The sequence below is a fragment of the Mesorhizobium sp. AR10 genome, from assembly GCF_024746795.1.
Lineage (GTDB): Bacteria > Pseudomonadota > Alphaproteobacteria > Rhizobiales > Rhizobiaceae > Mesorhizobium.
The window spans coordinates 2,435,746-2,461,970 of sequence record NZ_CP080524.1 but is presented as its reverse complement, the minus strand read 5'-3'; the positions used below and the strand labels follow the sequence as shown (position 1 = coordinate 2,461,970).

26 protein-coding genes are annotated in these 26,225 nt (G+C 61.4%); 11 read left to right on the top strand and 15 right to left on the bottom strand.

Annotation, left to right across the window (positions count from 1 at the left end):
* Positions 1-43 precede the first annotated feature (43 nt).
* A complete protein-coding gene (locus LHFGNBLO_RS15460) occupies positions 44-910 on the bottom strand; it encodes a dienelactone hydrolase family protein (protein ID WP_258608709.1) in 867 nt (288 codons plus the stop codon).
* Between the two features lie 236 nt (positions 911-1,146).
* Positions 1,147-1,362, bottom strand: a complete 216-nt coding sequence (locus LHFGNBLO_RS15455) for a CsbD family protein (protein WP_183445348.1) — start codon at positions 1,360-1,362, stop codon at positions 1,147-1,149.
* A gap of 224 nt (positions 1,363-1,586) precedes the next feature.
* Between LHFGNBLO_RS15455 and LHFGNBLO_RS15450 the strand changes: the two genes are divergently transcribed.
* A complete protein-coding gene (locus LHFGNBLO_RS15450; protein WP_258608707.1) occupies positions 1,587-2,066 on the top strand; it encodes a pyridoxamine 5'-phosphate oxidase family protein in 480 nt (159 codons plus the stop codon).
* A 194-nt stretch (positions 2,067-2,260) separates the two neighbouring features.
* On the opposite strand, the gene LHFGNBLO_RS15445 is transcribed toward LHFGNBLO_RS15450, so the two are convergent.
* From LHFGNBLO_RS15445 to LHFGNBLO_RS15435, 3 genes are all read right to left on the bottom strand, one after another.
* Entirely contained in the window at positions 2,261-3,148 is an 888-nt protein-coding gene (locus LHFGNBLO_RS15445; RefSeq protein ID WP_258608705.1) for an SMP-30/gluconolactonase/LRE family protein, read from the bottom strand.
* Positions 3,149-3,210: 62 nt separating this feature from the next.
* A complete protein-coding gene (locus tag LHFGNBLO_RS15440) occupies positions 3,211-3,981 on the bottom strand; it encodes an SDR family oxidoreductase (protein ID WP_258608704.1) in 771 nt (256 codons plus the stop codon).
* Positions 3,982-4,187: 206 nt separating this feature from the next.
* Positions 4,188-4,952 (bottom strand): SDR family NAD(P)-dependent oxidoreductase, encoded by a 765-nt coding sequence (locus LHFGNBLO_RS15435; RefSeq protein ID WP_258608703.1) that lies wholly within the window; start codon positions 4,950-4,952, stop codon positions 4,188-4,190.
* A 156-nt stretch (positions 4,953-5,108) separates the two neighbouring features.
* Here LHFGNBLO_RS15435 and LHFGNBLO_RS15430 point away from each other — a divergent pair, with 156 nt between their 5' ends.
* Entirely contained in the window at positions 5,109-6,590 is a 1,482-nt protein-coding gene (locus tag LHFGNBLO_RS15430; RefSeq protein ID WP_258608700.1) for a flavin-containing monooxygenase, read from the top strand.
* Positions 6,591-6,599: 9 nt separating this feature from the next.
* Here LHFGNBLO_RS15430 and LHFGNBLO_RS15425 read toward each other — a convergent pair whose 3' ends face one another.
* Positions 6,600-7,679 (bottom strand): helix-turn-helix transcriptional regulator, encoded by a 1,080-nt coding sequence (locus LHFGNBLO_RS15425; RefSeq protein WP_258608697.1) that lies wholly within the window; start codon positions 7,677-7,679, stop codon positions 6,600-6,602.
* An 85-nt stretch (positions 7,680-7,764) separates the two neighbouring features.
* Between LHFGNBLO_RS15425 and betI the strand changes: the two genes are divergently transcribed.
* Complete coding sequence (betI, locus tag LHFGNBLO_RS15420) at positions 7,765-8,397, top strand: choline-responsive transcriptional repressor BetI (RefSeq protein ID WP_258609747.1); 633 nt, start codon at positions 7,765-7,767, stop codon at positions 8,395-8,397.
* 89 nt (positions 8,398-8,486) lie between these two features.
* On the opposite strand, the gene LHFGNBLO_RS15415 is transcribed toward betI, so the two are convergent.
* Positions 8,487-9,320, bottom strand: a complete 834-nt coding sequence (locus LHFGNBLO_RS15415) for a GNAT family N-acetyltransferase (RefSeq protein WP_258608696.1) — start codon at positions 9,318-9,320, stop codon at positions 8,487-8,489.
* Between the two features lie 268 nt (positions 9,321-9,588).
* On the opposite strand from LHFGNBLO_RS15415, the gene LHFGNBLO_RS15410 reads away from it, so the two are divergent.
* Positions 9,589-10,452: a hypothetical protein gene (locus LHFGNBLO_RS15410; protein WP_258608695.1), complete on the top strand. Its 864-nt coding sequence runs from the start codon at positions 9,589-9,591 to the stop codon at positions 10,450-10,452.
* A 140-nt stretch (positions 10,453-10,592) separates the two neighbouring features.
* The gene (locus LHFGNBLO_RS15405) at positions 10,593-11,459 is read left to right on the top strand and encodes a hypothetical protein (RefSeq protein WP_258609745.1); all 867 of its coding nucleotides are present in this window, start codon (positions 10,593-10,595) and stop codon (positions 11,457-11,459) included.
* Between the two features lie 28 nt (positions 11,460-11,487).
* Here LHFGNBLO_RS15405 and LHFGNBLO_RS15400 read toward each other — a convergent pair whose 3' ends face one another.
* On the bottom strand, positions 11,488-12,702 hold the full coding sequence (locus LHFGNBLO_RS15400; RefSeq protein WP_258608694.1) for an ROK family transcriptional regulator: 1,215 nt from the start codon (positions 12,700-12,702) through the stop codon (positions 11,488-11,490).
* Between the two features lie 218 nt (positions 12,703-12,920).
* On the opposite strand from LHFGNBLO_RS15400, the gene LHFGNBLO_RS15395 reads away from it, so the two are divergent.
* The 6 genes from LHFGNBLO_RS15395 to LHFGNBLO_RS15370 all read left to right on the top strand — a co-directional run bounded on the left by LHFGNBLO_RS15395 (position 12,921) and on the right by LHFGNBLO_RS15370 (position 18,993).
* A complete protein-coding gene (locus LHFGNBLO_RS15395; RefSeq protein ID WP_258608693.1) occupies positions 12,921-14,159 on the top strand; it encodes an extracellular solute-binding protein in 1,239 nt (412 codons plus the stop codon).
* A gap of 84 nt (positions 14,160-14,243) precedes the next feature.
* A complete protein-coding gene (locus tag LHFGNBLO_RS15390) occupies positions 14,244-15,128 on the top strand; it encodes a carbohydrate ABC transporter permease (RefSeq protein ID WP_258608692.1) in 885 nt (294 codons plus the stop codon).
* Positions 15,128-15,973, top strand: coding sequence for a carbohydrate ABC transporter permease (locus LHFGNBLO_RS15385; RefSeq protein ID WP_258608691.1), 846 nt, complete (start codon positions 15,128-15,130; stop codon positions 15,971-15,973). The genes LHFGNBLO_RS15390 and LHFGNBLO_RS15385 overlap by 1 nt, the downstream gene beginning before the upstream one ends.
* On the top strand, positions 15,970-16,992 hold the full coding sequence (locus LHFGNBLO_RS15380; protein WP_258608690.1) for an SIS domain-containing protein: 1,023 nt from the start codon (positions 15,970-15,972) through the stop codon (positions 16,990-16,992). The genes LHFGNBLO_RS15385 and LHFGNBLO_RS15380 overlap by 4 nt, the downstream gene beginning before the upstream one ends.
* Positions 16,992-17,930 carry a PfkB family carbohydrate kinase gene (locus tag LHFGNBLO_RS15375; RefSeq protein ID WP_258609743.1) on the top strand — a complete coding sequence of 313 codons (939 nt, stop codon included), beginning with the start codon at positions 16,992-16,994 and terminating at the stop codon, positions 17,928-17,930. The genes LHFGNBLO_RS15380 and LHFGNBLO_RS15375 overlap by 1 nt, the downstream gene beginning before the upstream one ends.
* On the top strand, positions 17,917-18,993 hold the full coding sequence (locus LHFGNBLO_RS15370; protein WP_258608682.1) for an ABC transporter ATP-binding protein: 1,077 nt from the start codon (positions 17,917-17,919) through the stop codon (positions 18,991-18,993). The genes LHFGNBLO_RS15375 and LHFGNBLO_RS15370 overlap by 14 nt, the downstream gene beginning before the upstream one ends.
* A 59-nt stretch (positions 18,994-19,052) precedes the next feature.
* On the opposite strand, the gene LHFGNBLO_RS15365 is transcribed toward LHFGNBLO_RS15370, so the two are convergent.
* From LHFGNBLO_RS15365 to LHFGNBLO_RS15335, 7 genes are all read right to left on the bottom strand, one after another.
* Positions 19,053-20,564, bottom strand: a complete 1,512-nt coding sequence (locus LHFGNBLO_RS15365; RefSeq protein ID WP_258608681.1) for an aldehyde dehydrogenase family protein — start codon at positions 20,562-20,564, stop codon at positions 19,053-19,055.
* 177 nt (positions 20,565-20,741) lie between these two features.
* Positions 20,742-22,016: an RNA polymerase sigma factor gene (locus LHFGNBLO_RS15360; RefSeq protein WP_258608680.1), complete on the bottom strand. Its 1,275-nt coding sequence runs from the start codon at positions 22,014-22,016 to the stop codon at positions 20,742-20,744.
* Positions 22,013-22,387 (bottom strand): YciI family protein, encoded by a 375-nt coding sequence (locus LHFGNBLO_RS15355; protein ID WP_258608679.1) that lies wholly within the window; start codon positions 22,385-22,387, stop codon positions 22,013-22,015. Before LHFGNBLO_RS15355 ends, LHFGNBLO_RS15360 begins: the two co-directional genes overlap by 4 nt.
* 84 nt (positions 22,388-22,471) lie before the next feature.
* Positions 22,472-23,563, bottom strand: coding sequence for a DNA topoisomerase IB (locus LHFGNBLO_RS15350; RefSeq protein ID WP_258608677.1), 1,092 nt, complete (start codon positions 23,561-23,563; stop codon positions 22,472-22,474).
* 60 nt (positions 23,564-23,623) lie between these two features.
* Positions 23,624-24,175, bottom strand: coding sequence for a hypothetical protein (locus LHFGNBLO_RS15345; RefSeq protein WP_258608675.1), 552 nt, complete (start codon positions 24,173-24,175; stop codon positions 23,624-23,626).
* Between the two features lie 202 nt (positions 24,176-24,377).
* Entirely contained in the window at positions 24,378-25,268 is an 891-nt protein-coding gene (locus LHFGNBLO_RS15340) for a glycosyltransferase family 2 protein (RefSeq protein ID WP_258608673.1), read from the bottom strand.
* Entirely contained in the window at positions 25,261-26,196 is a 936-nt protein-coding gene (locus tag LHFGNBLO_RS15335; RefSeq protein WP_258608671.1) for a glycosyltransferase family 2 protein, read from the bottom strand. Before LHFGNBLO_RS15335 ends, LHFGNBLO_RS15340 begins: the two co-directional genes overlap by 8 nt.
* Between the last annotated feature and the right edge of the window lie 29 nt (positions 26,197-26,225).

Sequence of the window (26,225 nt, the reverse complement as noted above, 5' to 3'; positions counted from 1 at the left end):
CAGAATTCAAATAAGTTATTGAAATAGCTATAAAATCTTGCATCTATGGTTCGCGGAACACGTGCTGTAGAAAGACACGGACGTCGCTGATCGATTGATCGGCCGCAGCCGCATTGTACTCCATCCGGTGACCATGGACTTCGATGCCGGTCTTCAATCCTGGGGAGTCGAATCCGTGACGAGCGCCTTTGAAGACGTCTAGCTGGACGGCACTTCCCTGGCCGCTGCGTTGGGCCATCATCACCTGGCAGTTCTTGGCGGGGGTCCAATCGTCAAGCTCGCCGATCAGGATCAAGGTCGGGACCGCCATGTCGCCATTGGTTGCCGAGCAATTCGGATAGTAGGCAACCGCTGCCTTGAACTTGCGCTCCATAAGCTGCTCGGCACCACCAAGTTGCACGGCCTCGAGCGTTGCGATCCCGCCAGCGGAGAACCCCATCAACGCGACGCGCTGCGGGTCGACAAAGCTATACTTCGATATGAACTCCAGAGCGCCATAGGCGTCATAGACGCGATCAGCAAGGAGGCGACCACAGGTATCCTTTATGCCGCGCGTGCTGAAACTGTCGACAACGAGAACGACATAGCCCCGGGAAGACAGCCGCTCGGACCAGGTTTTCCTTACATTTGGGGAGAGGCCCCCACATCCGTGGAGAACAACGATAGCCGGGAACGGCCCTTCACCCGGCGGTCGCGTCAGATACCCGTTTAATGTCGTGCCGGGAAGAGCTTTGAGCACTTGCCCGTTTTGTTGCGCATTGCGCTCCTGAAACGGCGTCGGCTTAGCAGCCGCACTTGCAAAGTGCACCAACTCATCTGCGTTCGCATGCGCGGCCCAGAGGTGGATAGCAACAACCGTTAGCCAAACGATCCTCTTGCGCAACCGCAACAATCGCGCGCCCTGGGCCATTCTCTGCAACTCCAACCGAACAGCTACCATGCTAGCGCAACGTCTTCCGCACATCTCCTCACAAAGCGGTGTGCTTCATCATGACAGTCAAGAAGGCCATCGCTTAGGCAAAACATACGGACGGTGAGCGACTCCATTGCCAGGTCGGCAATAAAAAAGGGAGCGCCGTGAAACTAACCTCAGCCGTCACGCAGACAGATAGCGTGGCCGGTGTTGCGTTGCCGGCCCTTCTAGCGTCAGAGCTTCTTATTAATCGCTGCCGCCGTCTTGTTGGTCGCATCCTTCACTGCGGACTTCACATCGCCAACAGCTTTCTGAACTTTGCCCTTCGCTTCCTGAGCTGCGCCCTCCGCTCTCAGCCTGTCATTTCCAACGGCCTTGCCAACACCCTGCTTCACATTGCCGGCCGCCTGATTTGCAAGGCCGGCCGCTTTATCGCTTGTGCTTCCCATGACTATGCGCGCTCCTTAGGGGTAATCAGTGCATTCAGAACGCTGCGGTATGGAGGAGGTTCCTCTACGAGGCACTCGAGGGACATCGGCGACGAGCCGCGCTAGTTCGCCCCCAGCTTGCTTGGCCGAGCCCTCTCCTGCCCATCCACGTACGATCGTTGCTTGGATGGAACAGACATGGCCGGGGGTCGTTTTCTTCTTGCCCAACCCTGAAAGGAACGACCATGCCGACTCCTGCCGAACTCGAAGCCAAGTTCTGGAAGTCCCTGAAGTCCGACATGACGATGATGATCGGCCTCGATGGATCTCTGATCACCCCTCGTCCAATGACCGCACAGCTAGAGGATGGAAAAAGACCGATCTGGTTCTTCACTGCGAAAGATACAGAGCTGGTGCAGGTCCTGACAAATGGCGGCAAGGCAACGGCTACCTTCACATCCAAGGGCCATGATCTGTTCGCGACAGTGCAAGGGAAACTCTGGGTGGACAACGACCGCGCGGCGGTTGATCGGCTTTGGAACCGTTTTGTAGCTGCCTGGTTCGAAGGTGGGAAAGACGATCCGAAGCTAGCGTTGCTGCGGTTCGACCCACAGCAAGCAGAGATTTGGCTGGATGGCTCCAGCGTGATAGCCGGAATTAAGATGCTGCTCGGGTTCGATCCCAAGGAGGATTACAAGGATAGTGTCGCCAAGGTGGATCTCTAATTCGGTGGTGAACGTGTGACGGTGCACGCAGCTCGCGGCAAAGCAAACCTGATCACGCTGTAGAGATTTGCCGCATTAGCACGGACGAGGCAGGCGTTGCTGGTGCCTCGGAATGTCGGCACCCAACACCGTAACGCGCCTTGGGTGCCCGTCTCTTGCCTGCTCAGGTCGAGACAGCCGACTAAATTCGTATCCTAAAGCTTGATGACTGGCTCCGGCAGGCCAGGACTATCGACTGGCCGCATGAAGACCGCGCCGCCAACATCCTTCGCCTTGGTCGCTTCCGTCGTGCTGCTGTTCCAACCGGTCGTGACATACAGCGTCTTGAGTTCTGGCCCGCCGAAACAGAGGCTTGTAACGAAAGTAGCCGGCAAATAGAGCGACCGTCGGAGCGTCCCCTTGGCGTCAATGCACACAACTTTGCCGCCGCCATAGAGTGCGCACCAGACATTCCCGGCGCTATCAACCGCGAGGCCGTCTGGCATTCCATCATTGTTTGCAAAAGTGAAGAAGACCCGCCGGCCGGATATCATTCCGTTGCGATCGAGGTCATAGGAGAGGATGCGGTGGCCAACCGTGTCACTGAAATAGAGCATGCGATTGTCGGGGGAGAAAGTCGGGCCATTGCAGATGACAAAACCTTTGTCGGCCAATTCTGCCTTGCCGTCCGATGCCATCCGATAGAAAACCGCGCCAGCTTCCCTCTCGGAGAGATCATAGGTTCCGATCCAATAGCGCCCGGCCCGGTCGACCTTGCCGTCGTTGTAAGCCAGGTTCGCTTTCCCGGTTTTGGGATCGGCGAAGAAGCGTGTCGTGCCGGTGCTGGTATCGAAGAGATGGAGGCCGTGATCAACAGCGAGAAGGAGGCGGCCCTTGTCGGCGAAGACGAGCGATCCTATCGTCTCTCCTGAATCGATCTTCCAGCTCTCGACCATACCGCTGCCACCCTTCTGGCGATGCACGAGTGGGCCGTAAAAATCGATCCAGTAAAGAGCTTCCTCCACCGGATGCCACAGGATGCTCTCGCCCAGTCGGTCGCGAGTTTGAGCACTGATTTGCCATTCTGAATTGCCTGTCGGCATGTCCTGGTGGTCCGCTATCGATGCTTGCTGCCCTTAGCGAGTTTGCTTGCTGTGCAAGAGCGTCAGCTGCCTATGTGGAACGTCTCGGTGTGGCCGTCGACAGCGATTGCCTGGCCGGTCATCATCTTGGCGGCGGGCGAGGCGAGGAAGAGGCACATATCGGCGATCTCTTCCGGCTTGACGAAGCGCTTGATCGACTGGGACTGGACGTATTCCTTGTGGACGAGATCGAGGGAGACGTCGCGGCTTTCGGCCTCGGCCTTCATCACCTGCTGCATGCGTGCGCCATCGACAGAGCCCGGGCAAATTGCATTGGCGCGCACGCCATACGGACCCAGCTCGACGGCAAGGGATTTGGTAAACCCGATTACCGCCCATTTGGCAGCGGCATAAGGCGTGCGAAGGCCATAGCCGTAGAGCCCGGCGGTCGAGGAGATATTGATGATGCTGCCCGAACGCTGGTCCTTCATGGCGGGTGTGGCCCGCCTGGCACAAAGGAACTGAGCATCGAGACAGACGCTCAGACATTCGCGCCAGTCGTCGAGCTTGAGCTCCTCGACATAGCCGGTCGGCCCCTTGGTGCCAGCATTGTTGATCAAGACATCGAGGCCGTTGAGATCGCCCAAGGCATCGTCGAACCAACGGTCGATCGCTTCCTCATCCGTCAGGTCGAGTCGACGGACCGCGATCTGCGGATATTTCTCGGTGACTTCGCCAAGCGCCCGCTCGTCGACATCGCAAATATGAACCCTGGCGCCATTGTCGACGAACGCCTTCGCGATCGCCCATCCTATGCCCGAACCACCCGCTGTGATCATGACCCGTTGCGGCATTCTTTCCTCCCTGTGGTCCTTGGCTTTGGCTTCTTTCGCGCTGCCGACCCGCACCGCCGAAAATTTCCGCGCTCCGGTCGGCAGTGCTGCCGATGTCGCGCGCTGCAGCGAGACCAAACGATTGCTGGAGAAGCAGGTAGATCGATATCCTGCTTAGCTGCGCGGCGCGCAGATCGCGATTTGGCGACTGCCGATGGTGCTTTCAGTCATCGCGAAAGTTCTCCGCCGTCGACGACGATATTGGATCCGTTCACATAGGAGCAGAGGCCTGAGCAGAGCGCCACAGCGACGGATGCAATCTCTCCGGGTTGCGCAAAGCGGCCCATGGGGATGGCCGCTTCATAGCCGGCGCGAATAGCCGCGGCATCAGCTCCCGATTGACGCGCAATATTGGCGGTGGTTGTTGCGACCATCTCCGTGTCGACGCTGCCAGGCGAAATCGTATTCACGCGTATGCCCTGCGGTGCGAGTTCCCCCACGAGCGTGTCAGCCAACCTCAATACGCCAGCCTTGGAGGCACAATAGGCTCCCCACAGGGGCCACCCCTTGAGGCCGTACTGCGAAGCGACAAGGACGAGATTTCCGCCGCGGCGCATATGGCGCGTCGCCTCTCGCGCGACCAGGAAGGCACCCGTCAGGTTCACGTCCAGCACGCGGCGGAACTCCGCTGCCGACATGTCAGCCAGTGCAGCGACGGCGCCAATCGCAGCTGCATGGACGACATCGTCGACGGGTCCGTCGGCTGCCACGTCCATGAATGCACGCACCACGGATTCTTCATCTGCCACATCACAGCTGCGAACAGAGTCGGAAGCCCTTATGTCAAGGCGGACCACCGTCCCTCCGGCCGCATCGAAGGCATCGGCGATTGCCTTGCCGATGCCACCCGCTGCACCGGTCACGACGGCGCGGCGGCCAACAAGAAGAGGCGGCACCTGGAACCTCTCCTGTGATGAGTGATTGAGTGTCATGGAACGGCTCCCGGCAAAGCGATCGTGGATGCCAGAAAACCTATTCACAGGTCGCGGCTCCAACAATGGTGCCGACGGTCACCATCTGCAGAGTGGGCCTCTGCTGCGGCCGGGCCAACATTTACAAAAGTCTTCGCGGCGACGCACCCAAACTCTATGGTGACCGTCGGCACCATTGTTGGCACCACAAAGCGTGATCTAGGCTCCTCGCACATCCAAGATTGTTTCGCCGGAGCCTTTGCCATGAAGCCAGATACTCTTCCCAAATGCTGCGTCATCGGAGCCGGCTGCAGCGGCATCGTCACCGCCAAGGCGCTTGCCGAACGGGGCATCCCTTTTGACTGGTTTGACATGAGCGACCGGATTGGCGGCCAATGGGCATTCGAGAATCCAAATGGGAAGTCGGCGGCCTATCGCTCCCTGCACATCGATACGTCGAAGCTGCAGCTGCAGCTTTCAGACTTTCCAATGCCTGCCGATACGCCTCACTATCTGCACCACACGCAGGTGCTGGCCTATTTGCAGGCCTATGTGGAGCACTTCGGCTTATCCGGCAAAGTCAGACTCAACACGGAAGTCACCGAGGCCAATCGTGACGGTCAGGGAATATGGCAAATTCGCTTGGGCGACGGCCAGACGCACTCTTATGATGCCCTGTTCGTCTGCAATGGGCATCACTGGGATTCCCGCCTGCCGGACCCCGCTTATCCCGGCCATTTCGACGGCACGCAATTTCATTCGCATACCTATCGCGATCCCTTCAACCCTGTCGACTTCAGGGATAAGAGCGTTCTCGTTGTCGGGATGGGCAATTCGGCAATGGACATCGCCACCGAGCTTTGCCCACGCCACATAACGAAGAAGCTCTTTGTGAGCACGCGGCGCGGCGCGCATATCTTTCCACGCTTTCTCCTCGGAAAGCCGGCCGACAAGGGCAAGCTGTATCCCTGGCTGCCGCTGTCATGGCAACGCTGGGTCGGTCGTCGGATATTCCATTTCGCAGTCGGCTACATGGAGGACTTCGGTCTGCCGAAACCCGACCACCGCGTCTTCGAGGCTCATATCTCGGTATCGGACACGTTCCCAACTCTTGTCGCTTCGGGCGATATAGAGATTCGGCCTGGGATCAGAGAGCTTGATGGGGACAGCATCGTTTTCGAAGACGGGCGTCGCGAAAAGATCGATATCATCGTCTGGGCCACCGGCTACAAGGTCACCTTTCCATTCTTCGATCCGTCCTTTATAGCGGCGCCCGGCAATCGGCTGCCTCTCTTCAAGCGCGTGCTCAAGCCCGGGATCCCGAACCTGTTCTTCATCGCTTTGGCCCAACCCAGCATCACGCTTTTCGCGCTTGCCGAGCGCCAGGCGAAATGGATCGCGGCCTACTTGTCGGGCGAATACGCATTGCCGGACGTGGAGGAACAGTCACGCATGATCATCGCCGACGAGAAGAAGCATATGGCGCGCTACTACGCTTCGGCGCGCCACACCATGCAGCTCGATCAGGACATCTATTTTGCCGATCTGGACAGTGAACTGCGGCGTGGCCGGAAGCGAGCGCGTGCCCTTGGCTTCGGACGCACACGACTGCCGGTGCCTAGCCTTGCTGAGACCGAAGTTCCCGCTGCAGCTGAGTGAACATGGGTATCATCTTCCAGGGGCTCGCAGATGTTGCATGTAGGTGAGAAAAAGTTCTCTCTCGGTGGTGATGTCGAGCTTCTGGTAGAGGCGTAGCCGATGGTTCTTGACAGTGCCGCGCTTGAGGCCGAGGCGGCTGGCTATGCTCACGATCGGATGCCCTTCCAGAGTGAGCATCACAATTTGCCTCTCTCGGTGGGTAAGGCACGCAAGCCAGCCGTCGTCTTGCCCACTCGGAGCGTTCAGGGCGGACACTTCCACCTGATCGCACAAGCCTCCTGGGGCGGCACCAAAATCCGCAGCCAGGGGAGACCTGACGATGAGCCGACCGTCGGCAAGCGATGTCTGCGTTCTGCCGGGACAGGCCAAATCCGCCAGGGCTTCGACGAGCCCGCTTCCTGGATCTGCGGCCAACGTCCTCCACGCGTGATTGGCCGCGAGCTCCTTGCCGCTGCGGTCGATCAAGCGCAATGGCTTTTCTGTCGAATGGCCGATCAATCCGCGGCTGATAATTGCCTTGAGATGCGCATTGTGCAGGCCCGCCAAAAGCGGAAACACACTCTCGACGCGGACGACCTCAGCGGCCGTGAACTCGCCAACGGCCCGGTCAACAATGAGGGTTGGGCTGGCTCCGCCGATTGGCGGCAAGAACACCGCGATTTCGTCGCTAATGCGCGCGGCGCGTAAGAATTCCAGGGCATAGCGGCTCTTCCACAATTCGTCGGGCGCCAGCCGACGCAAGGATTTGACGGCAGGCTCCCCGACAGTTCGCCAATAGTTGTGGAAAGGGTCGAACGCATAGAAACCAGAGTCATAAGGTGCTGCAACCTCAATCCTGATCTCACGAGGAATAACCAGATCGGGTGCGCCAAAACTTGAATAGCGGACCAGAGAAAGAAGGTCGGCTTTTACCAACGAGCTCAGCACCTCTAGAAGCCGATCATAGAAGGTCTCGCCGCCTATGGCTGCACTGGCGCGCCCGATCGCGTCCCAAAATCCCATCTTGGCTGCGCGGCGCGGAATTTCGGACGCGTTCCGCGTCCACGCGCGGTCTCGAGGATCGGCGCTTACTGGAGAAAGAACATTCATTTCTCTCCTCCTTGGCTAGGCATCCTGTAAATTGGTCGTCTGGCCGATTCTTGATCCTATTGGCCAAATATGTCAATGTCGGCGCATGAGTCTCACGAGAATAAGCGATATTCGACGCCGCGAATTGCGCCATGCAGCCTATGAGGTCCTCCAGGCGGAGGGTATGGGCGGAGCCACCATCGAAAAGGTCGCCCAGAGGGCAGGCGCGTCGAAGGGCATTGTCCACCACTATTTCAAAACCAAACAGGAACTGTTCGAGCATGCCATGCGGCACTCGAATGCTTTGCTGCGGGATGAGGTCATCCGCTTGATGCGCCTTGCTCGTAGCCCGGATCAGCGATTATGGGCGATCATCGAAGGCAATTTCAGCACGGCGTTTTTCACTCCCGGGATTTGTCGCGCCTGGCTTGCCCTTTGCGCCGAAATCCCGCGCGAGCCACAGCTGGCGCGTATCCAGCGCGTCGTTCATGCCCGCATGCATTCAAACCTGATGACGGCACTGTCGGCGCTCGTGCCGTCGGGCGAATGTGAAACCGTCGCGCTTGGCATAACGACACTTATCGACGGGCTTTGGCTCAGGCTGGCGTTGCACCCAGGCCAACTGACCGCTTCTGACGCGCTGATGCAAATGGCCGACTACCTAGCCCATCGTATCCCGCACATTGAATGGAACGAACATCTGTCCCGGGCTTGCGCTGCGAGCGCGCAGGCCCGCTAGTTGGCCGTCTCCGCTGCTGCTCTTGCTTGAGTTTGTTGGAGTTGCGCAGGGCGATTTCGTGGACGACGAACTTCTCTGAGCCGACCGTATCAGCCCAATTCGAGTGTCGTTACCCCGAAAACCCTGGCTGGGATATTTTCAGGCACGCCTCCCCTGTACATTCGGGTCGTTGTGAAGCTGGGCGACAGACCGGCCGCTTCGAGCCTCGCTGTAAAATCGCCGTTGGTTGCCGGGACGTCGATGTGCAGGGTCTTGCCGGCGTGAACGCTTGCCAATCCCGTCAAAAGTTGCAGCGCAATTTCCATATCGTCGGCGAACAACGGCCCGATCTTGAAACCATCGCGGCACGGCCGCGCCACGCCGTAGCCGGAAACCGTTCCGGATTTGACGATCGCAAGCGCAATGCGGGGCGGCTGCAGCCATTCCTCGAGGAAGGATTGCCGTGGTGCCGGGAAACAAATGCGATCGTAAGCCAGGATATCGGCGATGCGCTCCGGCGCGACAGGCTGGATGTCGCCCGGGCTCGCCAGGGTGCCGACCGGCCCACTGTAGCGAACAGTGTCGTAAGCAGGCACGAACCCCATGCGCTGGTAGTTGTCACGCTGTTCAGCAACGCCATCGAGGCCGATCGTGCGGTTGCCGAGCCGCGCCATACCGGCATGCCAGACCGCCTTGCCATGCCCTTGGCCGCGCCTGTCCGGGCGGCAGATGTAGAGGCCGATGAACCCGAAGTCGGCACCATAGATAACGGCCGAGATACCGGCCACCATCTCGCCGTCGACAAAGGCGCCGATGAAGCCCTCGGGATCGGCCGCCCGGAACACCGCGGCATCGTCGAGGCCGGGGTTCCAGCCTTCGGCGGCCGCCCAGTCGACAAGGGCTTCCACGTCCTCGGGCGCAAGCGTTCGGATCGTTCTAGGCATTGCGGTCACTCGGCGTCGACAGTTCCAGGGCGAAGGATTTCAAGGCGCCACGATAGGGCTTTGCCAACGGGTTTGCATAGGCGCCGCGCTTGGATGTCGACAGGCCAAGCGCGCAAGGTCGGCCATGCCATGAATATTGCCGATCAGACTTTCCCTGCAGTTGACGACAGGCCTGTTCTTCGCATCGCAACGCTGGACACAGAAGGTGAAGGCTGAAAATGTAATCTGTATCTTCGAAGCTGGGGGCTTGAGTCGGAGCGCGAGGGGGATGGCGCTGAATTTGGAAGATATTGCCGGCCATCCGGCATTGCATCGCGGTGTTCGGGCGCAGTCGCTGGCACTGATCCAGATTTATGAAGCAACCCCGCGTCTTGCTTCCGTGTTCGCCTCGCAGCAGCGTTGGCTGATGGCCCATGTCGGGCTTGCCTTGCACTTCAGACGAGACCCGCGCGACCATCACACGGAACTGACGGTGACACGGTTCATGGCGGCCATACGCCAGAATTCGGTGGGCAGCCGCAACACCGCTGACGCTTTCATCAAGGAGATGCTGCACTATCACATCGTCGAGTATCTGCCGACGACCGGGGACGGGCGCGCCCGACCTTTTCAGGTGACGGCGGCCACGCTGAAAGCATTTACCGGCTGGGTCGTTGCCCATCTGCGAACACTGGACAGTCTCGATGGCGGCAGCCGGTTGGCCATGTTCCTTGAGCGACCCGACATGATTGCCAAATTGCAGCCGCTGGTGGCGGACGGCCTGCTTTCCTCCAATCCGGTGCGCGAACCCAAACAGACCTTTTCCCTATTCATCTGGCTCAACAATGGCGGCATCGTCATGGATTGGCTGATGTCCGGCATCGATCCCGACCATGCCGGCCTCGATCGTATCCCGACGAGCGTGGTTTCCATCGGCGACATGGCCAGTTGGCTCAAGCTCTCGCGAACCCATCTTGCCCGCAAATTGCGCGACGCCGAGGCGCTCGGCAGCGTCGGCTGGCTGGGCTCGCGCGGCCATTCGGTCATGTGGGTCTCGAACCAGTTTTACCAGGAGTACATGACGGTCCAGGCCGCCAAGCTCGCCATTGTCGAGGCAGCCTACCAGGCGTGTTTTCCGACAACTGAGGAATGAAATCAGCGGCACCGACTGCATAACGCAGCTGTGATCGATCCACTGTCGTTGTCTGGATTGGGCGTCTGGACACGAGCCGCGAAGACTGAAAATGTGATTTGCGTCTTCGCAGCTGGGAGGCTGGAGCGGAGCACGGGGGGATAGTGCTGAACTTGGAAGATATTGCCAGCCATCCGGCATTGCATCGCCGTGTCCGGGCGCAAGCGCAGGCGCTGCTTCAGGCCTATGAAGAGAACCCGCGTCTCGCTTCCGTGTTTGCCACGCAGCAGCGTTGGCTGATGGCGCACATCGGCCTTGCCTTGCACTTCAGGCGGGACCCGCACGACTTTCGCAAGGAATTGACGATCGCCCGTTTCATCGAAGCGATCCGCCAGCATTCGGTGGCCAGCCGCAACACCGCCGAAGCCTTCGTCAGGGAGATGCTGCACTACAATTTCATTCAGTATGTGTCGACGAGCGAGGACGGGCGTATACGCCCCTTGCAGCTGACGGCGGCCACGGTGGAAACATTTGCCGGCTGGATGCTTGCCCATCTGCAGACATTGGACAGTCTCGATGGCGCCAACCGGGTGGCCAGGTTTCTCGAACGACCAGACATGCTTGCCGGATTGCAGCCGCTGGTGGCCGACGGCCTGCTTTCTTCCAACCCGGTGCGCGAGCCGAAACAGACCTTTTCCCTGTTTACTTGGCTGAACAATGGCGGCGTCGTGATGGATTGGCTGATATCCGGCGTCGATCCCGATCATGCCGGACAGGATCGAATTCCGACCGATGTCGTTTCGATCGGCGATTTCGCCAATTGGCTCAAGCTTTCGCGCACCCATCTTGCCCGCAAGCTGCGCGATGCCGAACAACTCGGCAGCGTTGGCTGGTTGGGCCAGCGCGGCCATTCGGTCATGTGGGTCTCGAACAGCTTCTATCAGGAGTACATGACCGCCCAGGCAATCAAGCTTGCCATTATAGACACGGCCTTCACAGCGTGCTTTCCAGCATTGGTGGACAGCTAGCCAATGACGCCGATTGCGGCGGCTTTTCTCAGAAGCTGCCGGATCGTGTCTTCAGGATCGCCGAGAAACGCGGGTCGAAGGCACGGCTGATCGGCTCGGCCGCGGCACCCAGTGCGATCGACCAGGGATCGGTGATGCCGAGTTGCAGGCGCGGCAATAGCCGTCCGGGCCGGTCGGCGATCGACGGCAGCAGCGGGTGCATCGCTTCCAGCAGCCGGCGAGCCAGCGCTTCCGGCGCACCACTGGTCAGAATGACTGTTTGCGGATCGAAGATGGTTTCGATGAGGTGCACGCTCCAGCGAAGGTCATGCGCGGCGCCCTCGATCCAGGCCATGATCTTCGGGTCCTCAGCCATGGCCAGTGCATTCATCTGTTCGTAGAGGCCCCCATCGGCAGGGTTCATGTCCAGGTGCTGGTAGAGCGAGGCGAGCGAAGCGCGATGCTCGAGCGGCGTCGAGCCGGGACCGGCCGGCGACAGCAATGCCATGCCGATCTCACCAGCATTGCCGTTGCCGCCGCTATAGAGTTCGCCATTGAGGATGAGTCCCGCACCGATGCCGTAGCCGACATAGAGGCAAACCGCATGATCGACACCATGCGCGGCTCCGACGATGCGCTCTGCCGTCGCGCAAGCCGCCGCGTCGTTCTGCAGCCCGACATTCAGTCCGGTGCCGGCGGCAAGCGTCTCCAGCAGCGGAAACTTCTGCCAGGCCGGCATCATCCATTTGTCATCGGAATTTTTCACCCCGAAAGGGCCGGGCATGGCAACGCCGAGGCCGACGAGCCGATTTTCGGACTGGCTGGAAATATCCGCCAGTTGGCGTCTGACGCCATCGATGAGACCGAGGATGACCTTGACGCCCCTCGACGGTTCATCGACGGGCAAGTTTGCCTCGGCGCGCGCCAGGACGCTGCCGACCAAGTCGACGGCAACCGCCCGCGTCAGGTGGCGGTCGATCTGCAGCCCTATGGCGAAGGCGCCTTCCGGAACCAGACTGTAAGGGGTCGAAGGCTGGCCCCTGCCCTTCCTCACCGTATCCAGCGCCACGACAAGGCCATCGCGCTCAAGATCCTCGATGATGTTGGAAACCGCCTGTTTGGTCAGCTGTGTCGCCCGCGCCAGGTCGGCGCGAGAGAGCGCGCCGTTGAGCCGCAACGCCTCGATCATGACACGGCGGTTGTGCGCGCTCGTGCCTTCCTGGTTGGTGCCGCTTTTGGCGCGGATCGGGCTGATATCGTGCACCGGCGTTTCCCTCTTGACTCCAATAAACTATTGATCGACTAATTAAGTCAAGCGGATTGACTTAATGGTGGAACCGAGCGCTCCAGAAAAAGACGGCCAAGGCTGAGTGCCTATCGCCGCCGGTCACTCGAGGAAGTCCAGGTCACGCGACATCAGTTCGAGGAGGCGGTGCAACGCCGGCACCACCAACTCATCAACGCTTGCAATGGGAGATGGAAATGCTGAAATCGATCGGTAAGACACTCTTGGGTGCAGTCTTCGTTGGAGGATTGCAGGTTCCCCACGCTTTCGCCGAAACGTCGTTGAATGCGCTGTTCATGGCGCAAGCCGCCTACAGCGAGGCCGACGTCCGCGCCATGACGGAGGCCTTCACCAAGGCCAATCCGGACGTCAAGGTCAATCTCGAATTCGTCCCCTATGAGGGACTTCACGACAAGACGGTGCTGGCGCAAGGATCAGGCGGCGGCTACGACGTTGTGCTGTTCGACGTCATCTGGCCGGCCGAATATGCGACCAACAAGGTGCTGGTCGACGTGTCGCCGAAGATCACCGACGACATGAAGAAAGGCGTGCTGCCCGGCGCCTGGACCACCGTCGAATATGACGGCAAATATTACGGCATGCCCTGGATCCTCGATACCAAGTATCTGTTCTACAACAAGGAAATTCTCGAGAAGGCCGGCATCAAGACCCCGCCCAAGACCTGGGACGAACTCAGCGAGCAAGCCAAGATCATCAAGGACAAGGGCCTGCTGGCGACGCCCATCGCCTGGAGCTGGTCGCAGGCCGAAGCCGTGATCTGTGACTACGCCATGCTGGTCAGCGCCTATGGCGGTGATTTCCTCAAGGACGGCAAGCCCGACTTCCAGAACGGCGGCGGGCTCGACGCGCTGAAATACATGGTCGCCAGCTACAAGTCTGGCCTCACCAATCCGAATTCCAAGGAATTCCTCGAAGAGGATGTCCGCAAGGTCTTCGAGAATGGCGACGCCGCCTTCGCGCTCAACTGGACCTACATGTACAACATGGCCAACAATCCCAAGGACAGCAAGGTGGCGGGCAAGGTCGGCGTCGTGCCGGCGCCCGGCATTGCCGGCAAGAGCGAGGTTTCGGCCGTCAACGGTTCGATGGGTCTTGGCGTCACCGCGGTCAGCAAGCACCCGGACGAAGCCTGGAAGTACATCGAGTTCATGACTTCGCAGGCGACACAGAACCAGTACGCCAAGCTCAGCCTGCCGATCTGGGCGTCGTCCTACGACGATCCGGCCGTCACCAAGGGCCAGGAAGAACTGATCGCCACGGCCAAGGTCGGGCTTGCCGCCATGTATCCGCGCCCGACCACGCCGAAATACCAGGAGATGTCGACCGCCCTGCAGCAGGCGATCCAGGAAGCCCTGCTCGGTTCGGCTTCGCCGGAGGACGCGCTGAAGACGGCTGCTGAAAACAGCGGCCTCTGAGCCGACCTTATGCCTGAAACACGGGCGGCTTTGCGTCGCCCGTGTTATCTCTCAAATCGCGATGAATGAAGAGAGGCTGCTCCGATGTCGGGCACCTGGATGACAACCCGTGCGTGGCTGCTAATGCTGCCGCTTCTCGTGGTCATGGTCGCCGTCATCGGCTGGCCGCTCGTCGATACCGTCGGCCTGTCCTTCACCGACGCCAAGCTGGTCGGCACGGCGGGCAGTTTCGTCGGCATCGACAACTACACCAAGATGCTGTCGAGCTCGAACTTCTCGCGCACGCTGATCACCACGACGTGGTTTGCCGTTGCGTCCGTCGCCATCGAAATGGTGATCGGCGTTCTGGCGGCACTGTTGCTGAACCAGGAGTTTCGCGGCCGCACCTTCCTGCGGGCGCTGATGATCCTGCCCTGGGCACTGCCGACCGTGGTCAACGCCACGCTGTGGCGGCTGATCTACAATCCGGAATATGGCGCGCTGAACGCGGCATTGACGCAGCTGAACCTTATCGACGCCTATCGCTCCTGGCTCGGCGAACCCGGGACCGCGCTGGCGGCGTTGATCGTCGCCGACTGCTGGAAGAATTTCCCGCTGGTGGCGCTGATCGCGCTCGCCGCCCTGCAAACGGTCCCGCGCGACATCACCGCTGCCTCGCTCGTCGACGGCGCCGGACCTTTCGCCCGCTTCCGCTTCGTGATCCTGCCCTATCTCGCCGGACCGCTGATGGTCGCGCTGGTGCTGCGCACCATCGAGGCCTTCAAGGTCTTCGACATCATCTGGGTGATGACTCGCGGTGGCCCGGCCAACAGCACACGCACGCTGTCGATCCTCGTCTACCAGGAAGCCTTTTCCTTCCAGCGTGCCGGTTCCGGCGCCTCGCTGGCGCTGATCGTAACATTACTGGTCACCGTGCTCGCGGTCGCCTACGCCGCGCTGGTGAAGAAGACCGCCGGGAGCGCCACCTGATGGAACGCAAAAGCCCCGCCTTCACCATCTTCATCTACCTCTGCGCGCTGCTGCTTGCCGCGGTGATCCTCGCCCCCATTGCCTGGCTGTTCATCATGAGCATCTCGCCGGCCGCCGACCTTGCCACCAAGCCGCTGCGCTGGTGGCCGCAAAGCGCCGACTTCTCCCGCTACCAGCAATTGTTGTCGACGACCGAGAACAGCGCCGGTGCCGCCTTCACCGCATCGCTGCGCAACAGCCTCGAGATCGCCGGCATGGCGACGATTGCAGCGCTCCTGCTTGCCATCCCCGCCGGCTGGGCCGTCTCGCGCACGCCGTCGATCGGCTGGTCGCTGTCGATGGTCATCGCCACTTACATGCTGCCGCCGGTGGCGCTTGCCGTGCCGCTCTATATGGGCCTTTCCCATCTTGGCCTGCTCAACAACATCTTTGGCCTGGCGCTGGTCTATCTGACGATCCTGGCGCCCTTCACCACCTGGCTGATGAAGTCGGGCTTCGACGCCATCCCGCGCGAGATCGAGGCGGCGGCAATGATCGACGGCGCCGGCCTGTTCCAGACGCTGCGCATCATCACGCTGCCGCTTGCGGCACCAGTGATGGCGACATCCGCGCTGTTTGCCGTGCTGCTTGCCTGGGACGAGTTCTTCTACGCCTTGCTCTTCACCTCGGACCAGCGTGCCAAGACCTTGACCGTCGCCATCGCCGATCTGGCCGGCGGCCGTGTCTCCGACTACGGACTGATTGCGACAGCCGGCGTGCTGGCCGCCCTGCCTCCGGTGCTCATCGGCCTCGTTATGCAACGCGCGCTGATCTCCGGCCTGACCAGCGGCGGTGTCAAAGGATGACCATGACTGTAGAAAAAAACCGCCCGTCTGGGCTCGTCGCGATCGACCGCGAAATGGCGCGCCAGCACACGGATGCGATCGCGTCTTTCCAGCAGAACGCCGCCATGGCGGCCAAGGTCGCTGCCTCGATAAGCCAGAGCGGCCGCTTGCTTCTGCTCGGCATGGGCGGCTCGCACGCTGTCGGGCGCACCGTCGAACCGCTCTATCGCGCGCATGGCATCGACGCCCTTGCCCTGCCGCTGTCCGAACAGCTTGGCCAGCCACTGCCACTGGCGGGCAGGACCGTGCTGATCACATCGCAATCCGGCGAAAGCGCCGAGGTTATCAGATGGTTCTCCGAGCAAGGCGGCTCTGCCGATGTCTTCGGCCTGACGCTGGAGAGCACCTCGTTCCTTGCCCGGACGGTGCCCTGCCTCGTCGGTGCCGGCGGCACGGAGCTTGCCTTCGCGGCAACCCGCAGCCTGACAGTCACCTTTGCCCTGCACCTCGCGATCCTGGCGGCGCTCGGCGATGATCCGACGGCAGCGCTCGGCGTGCTCAGCGCTCCGGAAACCGCCGCCATCGAAGATGCGCTCGCCGCACTGGACAAGGTGACAGCTATCGTCACCTCAGGCCGCCGGCTGCAGGGTCTGGCCGAGGCGCTGGCGCTCGGCCTCACCGAACTGTCGCGATTGCCGTGCTTCTCCCTCGAAGGTGGCCAGCTCCGTCATGGGCCGATGGAGATGCTCGGCCCACATATTGGCGTCATCCTGTTTCGCGGCAAGGACCAGACATCGGGCCTGTTGACCGCCATGGCAATTTCAGCAGTCGAGGCCGGTGCCCCGGTCGTTGTCTTCGATTCCTCAGGTGACGCGCCGGTCGCGGGAACCGCTACGCTGTCGTTCAGGCCGGCCTCCGGCCTGGCGGCGATCTTTGCCATGCTGCCGGTGGCGCAGCAGTTGATGATCGCTTTTGCCGACGCTCGCGTCGACAATGCCGGCACGCCGGTTCGTTCCACCAAGATCACCAGGAGCGAATGATGCGACCGCTTGCGGTGATCGGCAACGTCAATGTCGACCTGATTGTCGGCCCGGTCGCACCATGGCCGGCGGCGGGAACGGAAACCGTCGTCGATCATGACGAATTGCGCGTCGGCGGACAGGCGGGAAACAGTGCGCTCGCCTGGGAAGCGCTCGGTGTCGACTTCGAGATTGCCGCCAATGTCGGCGATGACCAGTTCGGCCGATGGCTTCGCGAAGCCTTCGGCAGCCGGGCCGACAAATGGCAGGTTTGCCCCGAAGGCACGACGCTGTCCGTCGGCATGACGCACCCCGACGGCGAACGCACTTTCTTCACCACGCGCGGGCACTTGCCGCGCTTCAGCCTCGCCGATGTCTTCGCCGTTCTCGACGGCAAGCGGCTCTCCGGCGGCTATGCCCTGTTGTGCGGCTCCTTCCTCACCGACGACCTGACCGGCAACTACGATGGGTTTTTCGATTGGGCGGACAGTCACGGCATTGCCGTGGCGCTTGACACCGGATGGCCGATGGGCGGCTGGACGGCGGCCAACTGCGAAGCGACGCGCACCTGGCTCTCACGCTGCGACCTGGCGCTTTTCAACGAGGTCGAGACGCTGACCCTGGCAGGGCTGGAAACTCCCGTAGACGCCGCGCATGAGATCAGGTTCAGGATGAAGAAAGGCGCAACCGTCGTAGTCAAACGCGGACCGCAAGGTGCGCTCGCCATCGGCCCGAACGGCGCCTTGGTCGAGGCGGCCGCGCCGAACGTCAGGGTTGTCGACACGATCGGCGCCGGTGACGTCTTCAACGCCGCCTTCCTGGCAGCACTTGCGCAGGACCAGCCACTGGCCACTTGCCTGTCCGCCGCCACGCGGGTGGCATCCCGTGCGATCTCCACTCTGCCCCGTAATTATGGCGGGCCTATGCAATTCGAGGACGCCGTCCATGAGCGCGCTTGAAATCCGCAACATCCGCAAGAACTACGGCGCCATCGAAACGCTGAAAGGCATCGATATCGCGCTGGAAAGCGGCGAGTTCCTGGTCCTGCTCGGCTCGTCAGGGTGCGGAAAGTCGACACTTCTCAACATCATTGCCGGGCTGGCCGAGGCGACCAGCGGCGACGTGCTGATTGGCGGCCGCTCAGTGCTAGGGGTCCATCCCAAGAACCGCGACATCGCCATGGTCTTCCAGTCCTACGCGCTCTATCCGAACCTGACTGTTCATCGCAACATCGGTTTCGGGCTGGAAATGCGTGGGGTATCAGTCGCCGAACGCGACAAGACGGTGCGCGAAGCCGCAAAACTCCTGCAGATCGAAGCCCTGCTCGACCGCAAGCCGAGCCAGCTTTCCGGCGGCCAGCGCCAGCGCGTCGCCATCGGCAGAGCGTTGGTACGCAAGCCGCAGGTCTTCCTGTTCGACGAGCCGCTCTCCAATCTCGATGCAAAGCTGCGGCTGGAAATGCGCACCGAGCTCAAGCGCCTGCATCAGATTCTGCAGACAACCGTCGTCTATGTCACCCACGACCAGATCGAGGCGATGACGCTGGCGACGCGCATTGCCGTCATGCGCGACGGCAGGATCGAACAGCTCGGCACGCCCGAAGAAATCTACAATTTCCCGGCAACACTCTACGTCGCGGGTTTCGTCGGTGCACCATCGATGAACATGCTGCAGGCTGTTGTCGAGAATGGAAAGCTGGCCATTGCCGGCTCGCCTGCGCGATTGCCCTTGCCCGCCCGCCTTCGCAACGCGGTCGCGGACGGCGCACAGGTCGTTGTCGGGATCAGGCCGGAAGCGCTGCGTCTGGCGACGGGCATCGCAAAAGAACTGTCATTGCCGGTCGAAATCGACGTTGTCGAGCTAACCGGCCCGGAATTGGTCACCACGGCCCGGATCGGCACCCAACGGCTGACGGCCTGCCTGCCGCCACGCGCTCGCGTCGCCAAGGGCGAAACATCAGCATTCGCCTTCGATGAAGAGACCTTGCGCCTCTTCGACCCGGCAAGCGGCATGGCCCTGTAACCGCAAAGGCATCCCAGCACGGGGGGATGCCTCTACTCAGCGATCAATCTTCGCAGTCCTCAGTCGATGTCGAAAGACACGCCCTGCGCCAGCGGCAGCGCCTTGGAGTAGTTCACCGTGTTGGTGGCGCGGCGCATATAGGCCTTCCAGGCATCGGAACCGCTCTCGCGGCCGCCGCCAGTCTCCTTTTCGCCGCCGAAGGCGCCGCCGATCTCGGCGCCCGACGTGCCGATATTGACGTTGGCGATGCCGCAGTCCGAACCGTCGACGCCGAGGAAGCGTTCGGATTCCTGCAGGTCGCGGGTGAAGATGGAGGACGAGAGCCCAGCACCCACCGCATTGTGTTCGTCCAGCACGGCGTCGAAATCGGAATATTTCATCACATAGAGGATCGGCGCGAAGGTCTCTTCCGTGACGGGAGCCACCTGCTTGGGCATTTCGACCAGTGCCGGATGCACGTAATAGGCATCGGGATGGCCGTTCTCGACCCGCGTGCCGCCGGTCAGCTTGCCGCCATGAGCGGTGGCTTCCTTGAGCGCCTTCTGCATGGCGTCATAAGCCGCCTTGTCGATCAGCGGACCGACCAGCGAAGAGGTCTCCAGCGGATTGCCGACCGAAACGCTCTCATAGGCCTTCTTCAGACGCGGCAGCAAAGTATCATAGACGCTGTCATGGACGAACAGGCGCCGCAGCGTCGTGCAACGCTGGCCGGCCGTGCCCATGGCGCCGAAGGCAATGGCGCGCAGCGCCATGTCGAGATCGGCAGTCGGGCAGACGATGCCGGCATTGTTGCCGCCAAGCTCCAGCACGGCGCGCGCAAAGCGCTTGGCCAGCCGCGGACCGACATCCCGACCCATCCGGGTCGAGCCGGTAGCCGATACCAGCGCCACCTTCGGGTGGTCGACCAGGATCTCGCCAACGGCGCGATCGCCGATCAGCACCGGCGCCAATCCTTCCGGCGCATCACCGAAGCGCTCTGCCGCGCGCTTGAAGATCGCCTCACAAGCAAGTGCGGTCAGCGGCGTCTTTTCCGACGGTTTCCACACCACGGCATCGCCGCAGACCAGCGCCAGCGCTGTGTTCCACGACCACACCGCCACCGGGAAGTTGAAAGCCGAGATGACACCGACGACGCCCAGCGGGTGCCAGGTCTCCATCATGCGATGCCCGGGTCGCTCGGTGGCGATGGTCAGGCCGTACAATTGCCGGGAGAGGCCGACGGCGAAATCGCAGATGTCGATCATCTCCTGCACTTCGCCGAGGCCTTCGGACGGGATCTTGCCGACCTCGATCGACACCAGCCGGCCGAGTTCGGTCTTGTGGGCGCGCAATTCCTCGCCGAGCAGCCGCACCAATTCGCCACGCTTCGGCCCCGGCATCAGCCGCCAGGTCTGGAAGGCCTTGTGGGCGGCTTCGATGGTCTTTGCCGCATCGGCTGGCGAGATCGTCTTCAGCACCGCGATCTGCTCGCCGGTCACCGGGCTGCGCACGATGAGATCGCCGCCCGAAAGTGCGCTCTTGGCGACGCCCAGTTTCGCCAGAAGTTCGGCTGTTTCCTTCGCTATCGTCATTTCTATCCCTTTCACATCCCGTCGCTGATGGCGTCGGTCAAAGCCTTGCGCCATGCCTGCCCCTGTGCAGAACGGCACATCAGGCGCTGTCATGGCGTGGCATTACTCGTTTCAGGGGAAAATCACCACCCCGGCATGGTCTAAGCAGCGCTCAGACCATTGAACCAGACGGATGGATCAGAGTGCGGCCTTGGTAGCACCCGGCGCAGCACCGTCTTTCATCAGGCGGTCGATATGCATCCGGATATGGGCGGCTTCCGCAGCCGTGTTGGCAAGCGCGATGGCGCGGTCGAAGGCGACACGCGCCTCCTCGCCTCGGCCAAGCTGCATCAGCAGGCCGCCCTTGAGGCCGAAGAAGTGGAAATAGCCGGACAGCCTCTGCTCCAGCGGCTCGATCATCGCAAGTGCCGCTTCCGGGCCGCGCACCTTGGAGACGGCGACAGCGCGGTTGAGCGTCACCACCGGCGACGGCTGCATGTGTTCGAGCAGGCTGTAGAGCAGGTCGATCTCGGTCCAGTCGGTGTCCTCCGGCTTTTCCGCCCGCGCATGCAGTGCGGCAATTGCCGCTTGCACCTGGTAGGGGCCAGGCTTTTGATGGCGCAGCGCCTTGTCGACCAGCGCCAGGCCTTCATCGATCATCTTGCGGCTCCACAGGCTGCGATCCTGGTCTTCGAGCAGTACGATCTCGCCATTTGCGTCAAAGCGAGCCGGCGCCCGCGCGTGCTGGAGCAGCAGCAGCGCTGCCAGACCCATGATCTCCGGCTCGGTCTGAAACAGCCTCAGCAGCAGTCGGGCCAGCCGGATCGCCTCTTCGCAGAGCGGCGCGCGGGCCGGCGCCTCGCCGCTGTTGGTCGAGTAGCCCTCGTTGAAGATCAGATAGACCATCGCAGCGACAGCGGCGAGCCGCTCCGAACGCTCGACCGCGCCCGGCGTCTCGAACGGCACGCCGGCGTCCGCAATGCGCGCCTTGGCGCGGGTGATGCGCTGCTCCATGGCGCTTTCGCCGACAAGGAAGGCGCGGGCGATCTGCTTTACAGTGAGGCCGGAGACGATGCGCAACGCCACCGCGATCTGCTGTGTCGGCGGCAGGTCGGGATGACAGCAGATGAACAGCAGTCGCAATATGTCGTCGCGGTAATGCGCCCCATCAAGCCGCTCGGCGATGTCAGTCTCGGCATCTTCCAGGTCGGAGATCTGATCCTCCTCCGGAAGCGGCGCCTGTTTGGCTCGCTTGCGTACCGCGTCGATACCGCTGTTGCGGCCGACGAAGATCAGCCAGGCTGCCGGATCGCGCGGCGGGCCGTTTTTCGGCCAGTTGTTCAGCGCTCTCAGGCAAGCATCCTGAAAAGCTTCTTCCGCCGCATCGAGATCGCGAAAGTAGCGCAACAGCGCTCCCATCGCCTGCGGGCGGGCGGTGCTGATCGCCGTGCTGATCCAGGCGAGTTCGGTCATGCGGGAACCTTGGCGGGATTGAAGAGGGAAACCGGCCGTATCTCGTAGGAGCCGCCGCTGGGATTGACCTCGGAAAGCTCGCGCGCGAATTCGACGGCCTCGTCGAGATCGGCGCATTCGAGCGTGTAGAAGCCGAGGAACTGCTCCTTGGTCTCGGCAAACGGACCGTCGATGACGACCGATTCGCCCTTGACCTTTCTCAGTGTCGTCGCGGCGGTCGTCGGCAGCAGCCGCGCCACCGGGCCGAGCCGGCCAGCCTTGGCGTACTTTTCCTGGACGTCGAGGAGATTGGCCATGACCTCGTCGTCCTGCGCCTTGCTCCAGGAGCAGACGACGTCTTCGGAGGCGTAGCAGAGGATGGCGTAGAGCATGGGATGTCCTTTTCTCTGTCAAAGGACGAAACACTAGGACCGATCCCGACATGGCGTCGATAAAAAAATGCGCCTGACTTTGCGTCAGCCTTGGCTGGCCTTCAACCATCTCAAGACGAGGGCTTCCTCGTCATCGAGACCTTGTATCGATCGCTTGCGCTTGTTCGCATCCGTCAGTTCGCCGAGCAGCCGTCCTTGCGACCAGGCTTCGAAGACCTGCGGATGGATGTAGCATTTGCGACAGACGGCGCGTGTGTTGCCCAGCCGCTCGGCGACCTTGTCGATGACGCCGTTCATCACCCTTTTCAACTGTGCCTGGCTTTCGGGACGCTCGGTTTGCGCAAGCAACGACGCGGCATGGATGGTGCCGCCCCAAGTTCGGAAATGTTTCGAACTGAAATCGGCGCTGGCTGCTTCCCTTATGTAGCGATTGACATCGTCGGAGCGGACCGGTCGCCTGTTTGCGTCTTCGTCGAGATACTGGAACAGCTTCTGGCCCGGCAGATCCTGCGCCCCGCGCACGATCTTGGCGATGCGGCGATCAACGAGTTTCAGTTTCCATTCCTTGCCGGACTTGCCCTTGAACGCGAAGCGCAGGCTCGATCCCTTGATGTCGACATGGCGATCGCGCAGCGTGGTCAGTCCGAAACTCTTGTTGTCGCGGGCATAGGCGGCATTGCCGACGCGGATCATCGTGTTGTCGAGCAGCCAGACGATCGCCGCCACCACGCGTTCCAGCGGAAGTCCGTGACGGCGCAGGTCGGCATCAATCCGACGCCGCAATTCAGGCAGGTTTTCGGCAAAGGCAACAAGGCTCGAATATTTGGCGCCGTCGCGCTCCTGTGCCCATTGCGGATGATATCGGTACTGCTTGCGTCCCCGCTGGTCCCTGCCCGTCGCCTGGATGTGACCGGTGGCATCGGGCGAAATCCACACATGCGTCCAGGCCGGCGGTATGGCGAGCGCCTTGATCCGGGCAAGGGTGCGCTCGCCTATGGCCCGGTCGTTGGGCGCCTTGTACGCAAATCCCTTGCCGGCGCGCAGACGGCGAATACCGAGCTCGGTATCGGTGATGTAGGTAAGCGAGGCTTGATCGGCCGAGGCCTGCGCCCCGTTCCTTGGTGCAGCCTCGCCGGCAGCCGATCGGTCGGATAGCGACCCGGATTTTTCCAGCATGTCCTCTCCACGGAATTTCCCGTAGATAAGCTGCGGGACCGGCAGCTGGTTCCACGTGCTCTATGGAATTTCGTCAGGCCTGCTTGCCGTTGGTGCCTGCCGGACAGCAGCCATCCAAAGGCCGCCGTCATCGACATGAAGCGGGCGATAGTCGCGTCCGGGCGGAATCTGATCGAACACAGCGCCTGCCTCTTCAGCGAGATAGTCGTAGCCCACCTCCTGATGCAAATGTCTCGGGTCGAGATGGTGATAGAGATCGCGGCGAGCAATCCGCCGCTTTGGCTCGATCATTTTCAGATGATAGAGGTTGAGCCCGCTATTCCTGGCCTTAAAACCAAGATCGGAAGGATACCAGAGTCCATGCAGGTCCTGTGACCGGTAGTTGGCCGGATCATAAGCTCTGAACAGACGATGCTGAATTTTCTCGCCCCACAGCCCATCAACCCGGTACTCGGTCGGCGAATACATTTCGCGGAACCGAAACCCCCAGGCAATGCGTCTGTGACCGCTCGTCAATTGCCTGACTCGATCCGCAGCGCCGCGTTCCAGCCGCTCGTCGGGATCAATAGCCAGAATCCAGTCGGCGCCAGCTTCATGCGCCGCTTCGAGCAAGAGCTGCCGCCGTTGCGGCTCATTGCTGAAAACGTCAGTCGCCCCACGATCGTCATAGGCAATCCAGCCATCGACGACCGGATCGACATTGGCGATCAGATCGGGAACCAGATGCGAATCATAGCGATAGCTGAAAACCGCGATCGTTCTCTGCTGCGTCCAGAACAGTCCGCTCCGTCGCCAGCGTCGAGGTCTAATTTGGCTAGTGATCATTCTTTTGTCGCCAGTTCGCTTTCCCGCGATTACGCGCGCCGGCATAGACGCCCACAGACTTGACCAACAGGGCAAGCCAGACAACTGGCATGGATCGCATGGCAAAAGTCAGGTCCGGTCCGGAGAGCCCGACCTTTGCCAATTTGCGGACCTGGCGCCGGTCGCGAAAAGTGTCGCGAAAAAACCGAAAGGGCGTGTTTCGGGTGGACGCGGCCAGATAATCGCCGCGGCGATAGCCACGCACGTACTGATCGGCAAGCAATCCGAGCAGCCGTGTTTCGTTGCGATGAACCGTTCGTACCCCCGGTTCCCAAACCGGCTGCAGTACCTGCGGCAACCGCTTTAGAAATTCGGTGTCTTCAGCAATAGGTATCATTTCATCGAACAACCCATATTCATCGAACAACCGGCGGTCGAACGACACGCCGTAGCGCAGTGCCTGATCCGCCGGCAGACCGGGAAGACGCCGCATGAACGTCACCAAGTGAGCCGCACAAGCAATCAGATTGCGCGGATGGCTGTTCACGATGGCGCTCGCCACGGCGCGGTCGCCGGCCAGATGCCGCCGCAGCCGTGTTTCAGCCCACCCGGGGCAGGCAAGACAATCGTCTGCAAGAAAGCCGACGAACGGCGCTTGCGTCGCCGCAATACCCACGTTGCGGGCCGCACCAACGAACAACGTCCGACTGACCTCGATCACCGGCACCTCGAGCCCGGCGGCAGCCAGCAGTGCACGCGCCTCCCCTCCACCTGAGTTGACCACAACGATCTCGAGCGGCGTATTCTGACCAAGGAGAGATGTCACCGCCTCGACGATTCGAGCCGGCGCGCGGTGGCCAATGACAATGACGGCAAGCTTCGGCGGGTCTGAATCAGGCACTTTGCAGCTGGGCTTGCGGAAATGAAAAACGGCGGCGCACCGCAAGCTTGAATTGGTAGCGCATGCAGCGCCAGACATCCGAGGGAACCTTCGGCGCCGCCGTGGCCACGGCGAGGAACCGCGCCGCGGTCTCCAGGTCGCCGCGTGTGTAGTGGACACGGGCGATCTTGAGGGCGACCAGGCCTTCCCTGACCTTGAGCGCCGACTTCGGAATGCCGCAGTCGGTGAGCTTGCGCAACGCCAGGTGCCAGTCGAGGAAACGTTGCGCCGGGTTGATCGTGAAACGATTGTCGGAGCGCTCCGCCGAAACGACGTAGATCATGACAGGCTGTGTAATCACGGCTAGTGAGGCCCTGCTCATCAACCGCACCCAGAACAATGTGTCCTCGTCATAGGCGAGCCCGGTCGGGAACCTTGTATCGCCGACCACGCTCCGGGACACCAGGGCGCTGCCCACGGCAATCGAGCGGATGTGACCTTGCAGATAGGCTGAAGCATTGGCGATGCTGGTGGCCGTATAGCCGGCCGGAAACTTTATATGCCGATCCTCGCCATTGGTCCGTCGGCGAAAGGCGCCGACCACCATATCGGCCGTCGGCTGGGCCTCCGCCCGCAGCAGCAGCGACCGTAGCCCGCCTTCCAGATGCAGATCGTCGGCGTCGATCATGTATATCCAGGGGCAACTTGCCTGCGCCAGTGCCAGATTGCGGGCGCCGCCTGCGTCTCGGCAGGTGCCCTTGAGCACGCGCAACGGCAATGACAGTTGCGAAGCTGCGTCTTGCGCGACGGCTGCTGTGCCATCCGACGACGAATCGTCGACCAGCAGCACCTCGCCGATGACCTCAACCTCCGAACGAAGTGAAGCCAGCGTGCCGGCGATGGTTGCCGCCGCATTATGTGCTGGAATGACGACGCTGACCGCTTTCAATGACAAACCCTACACCGGTGCATTTCATG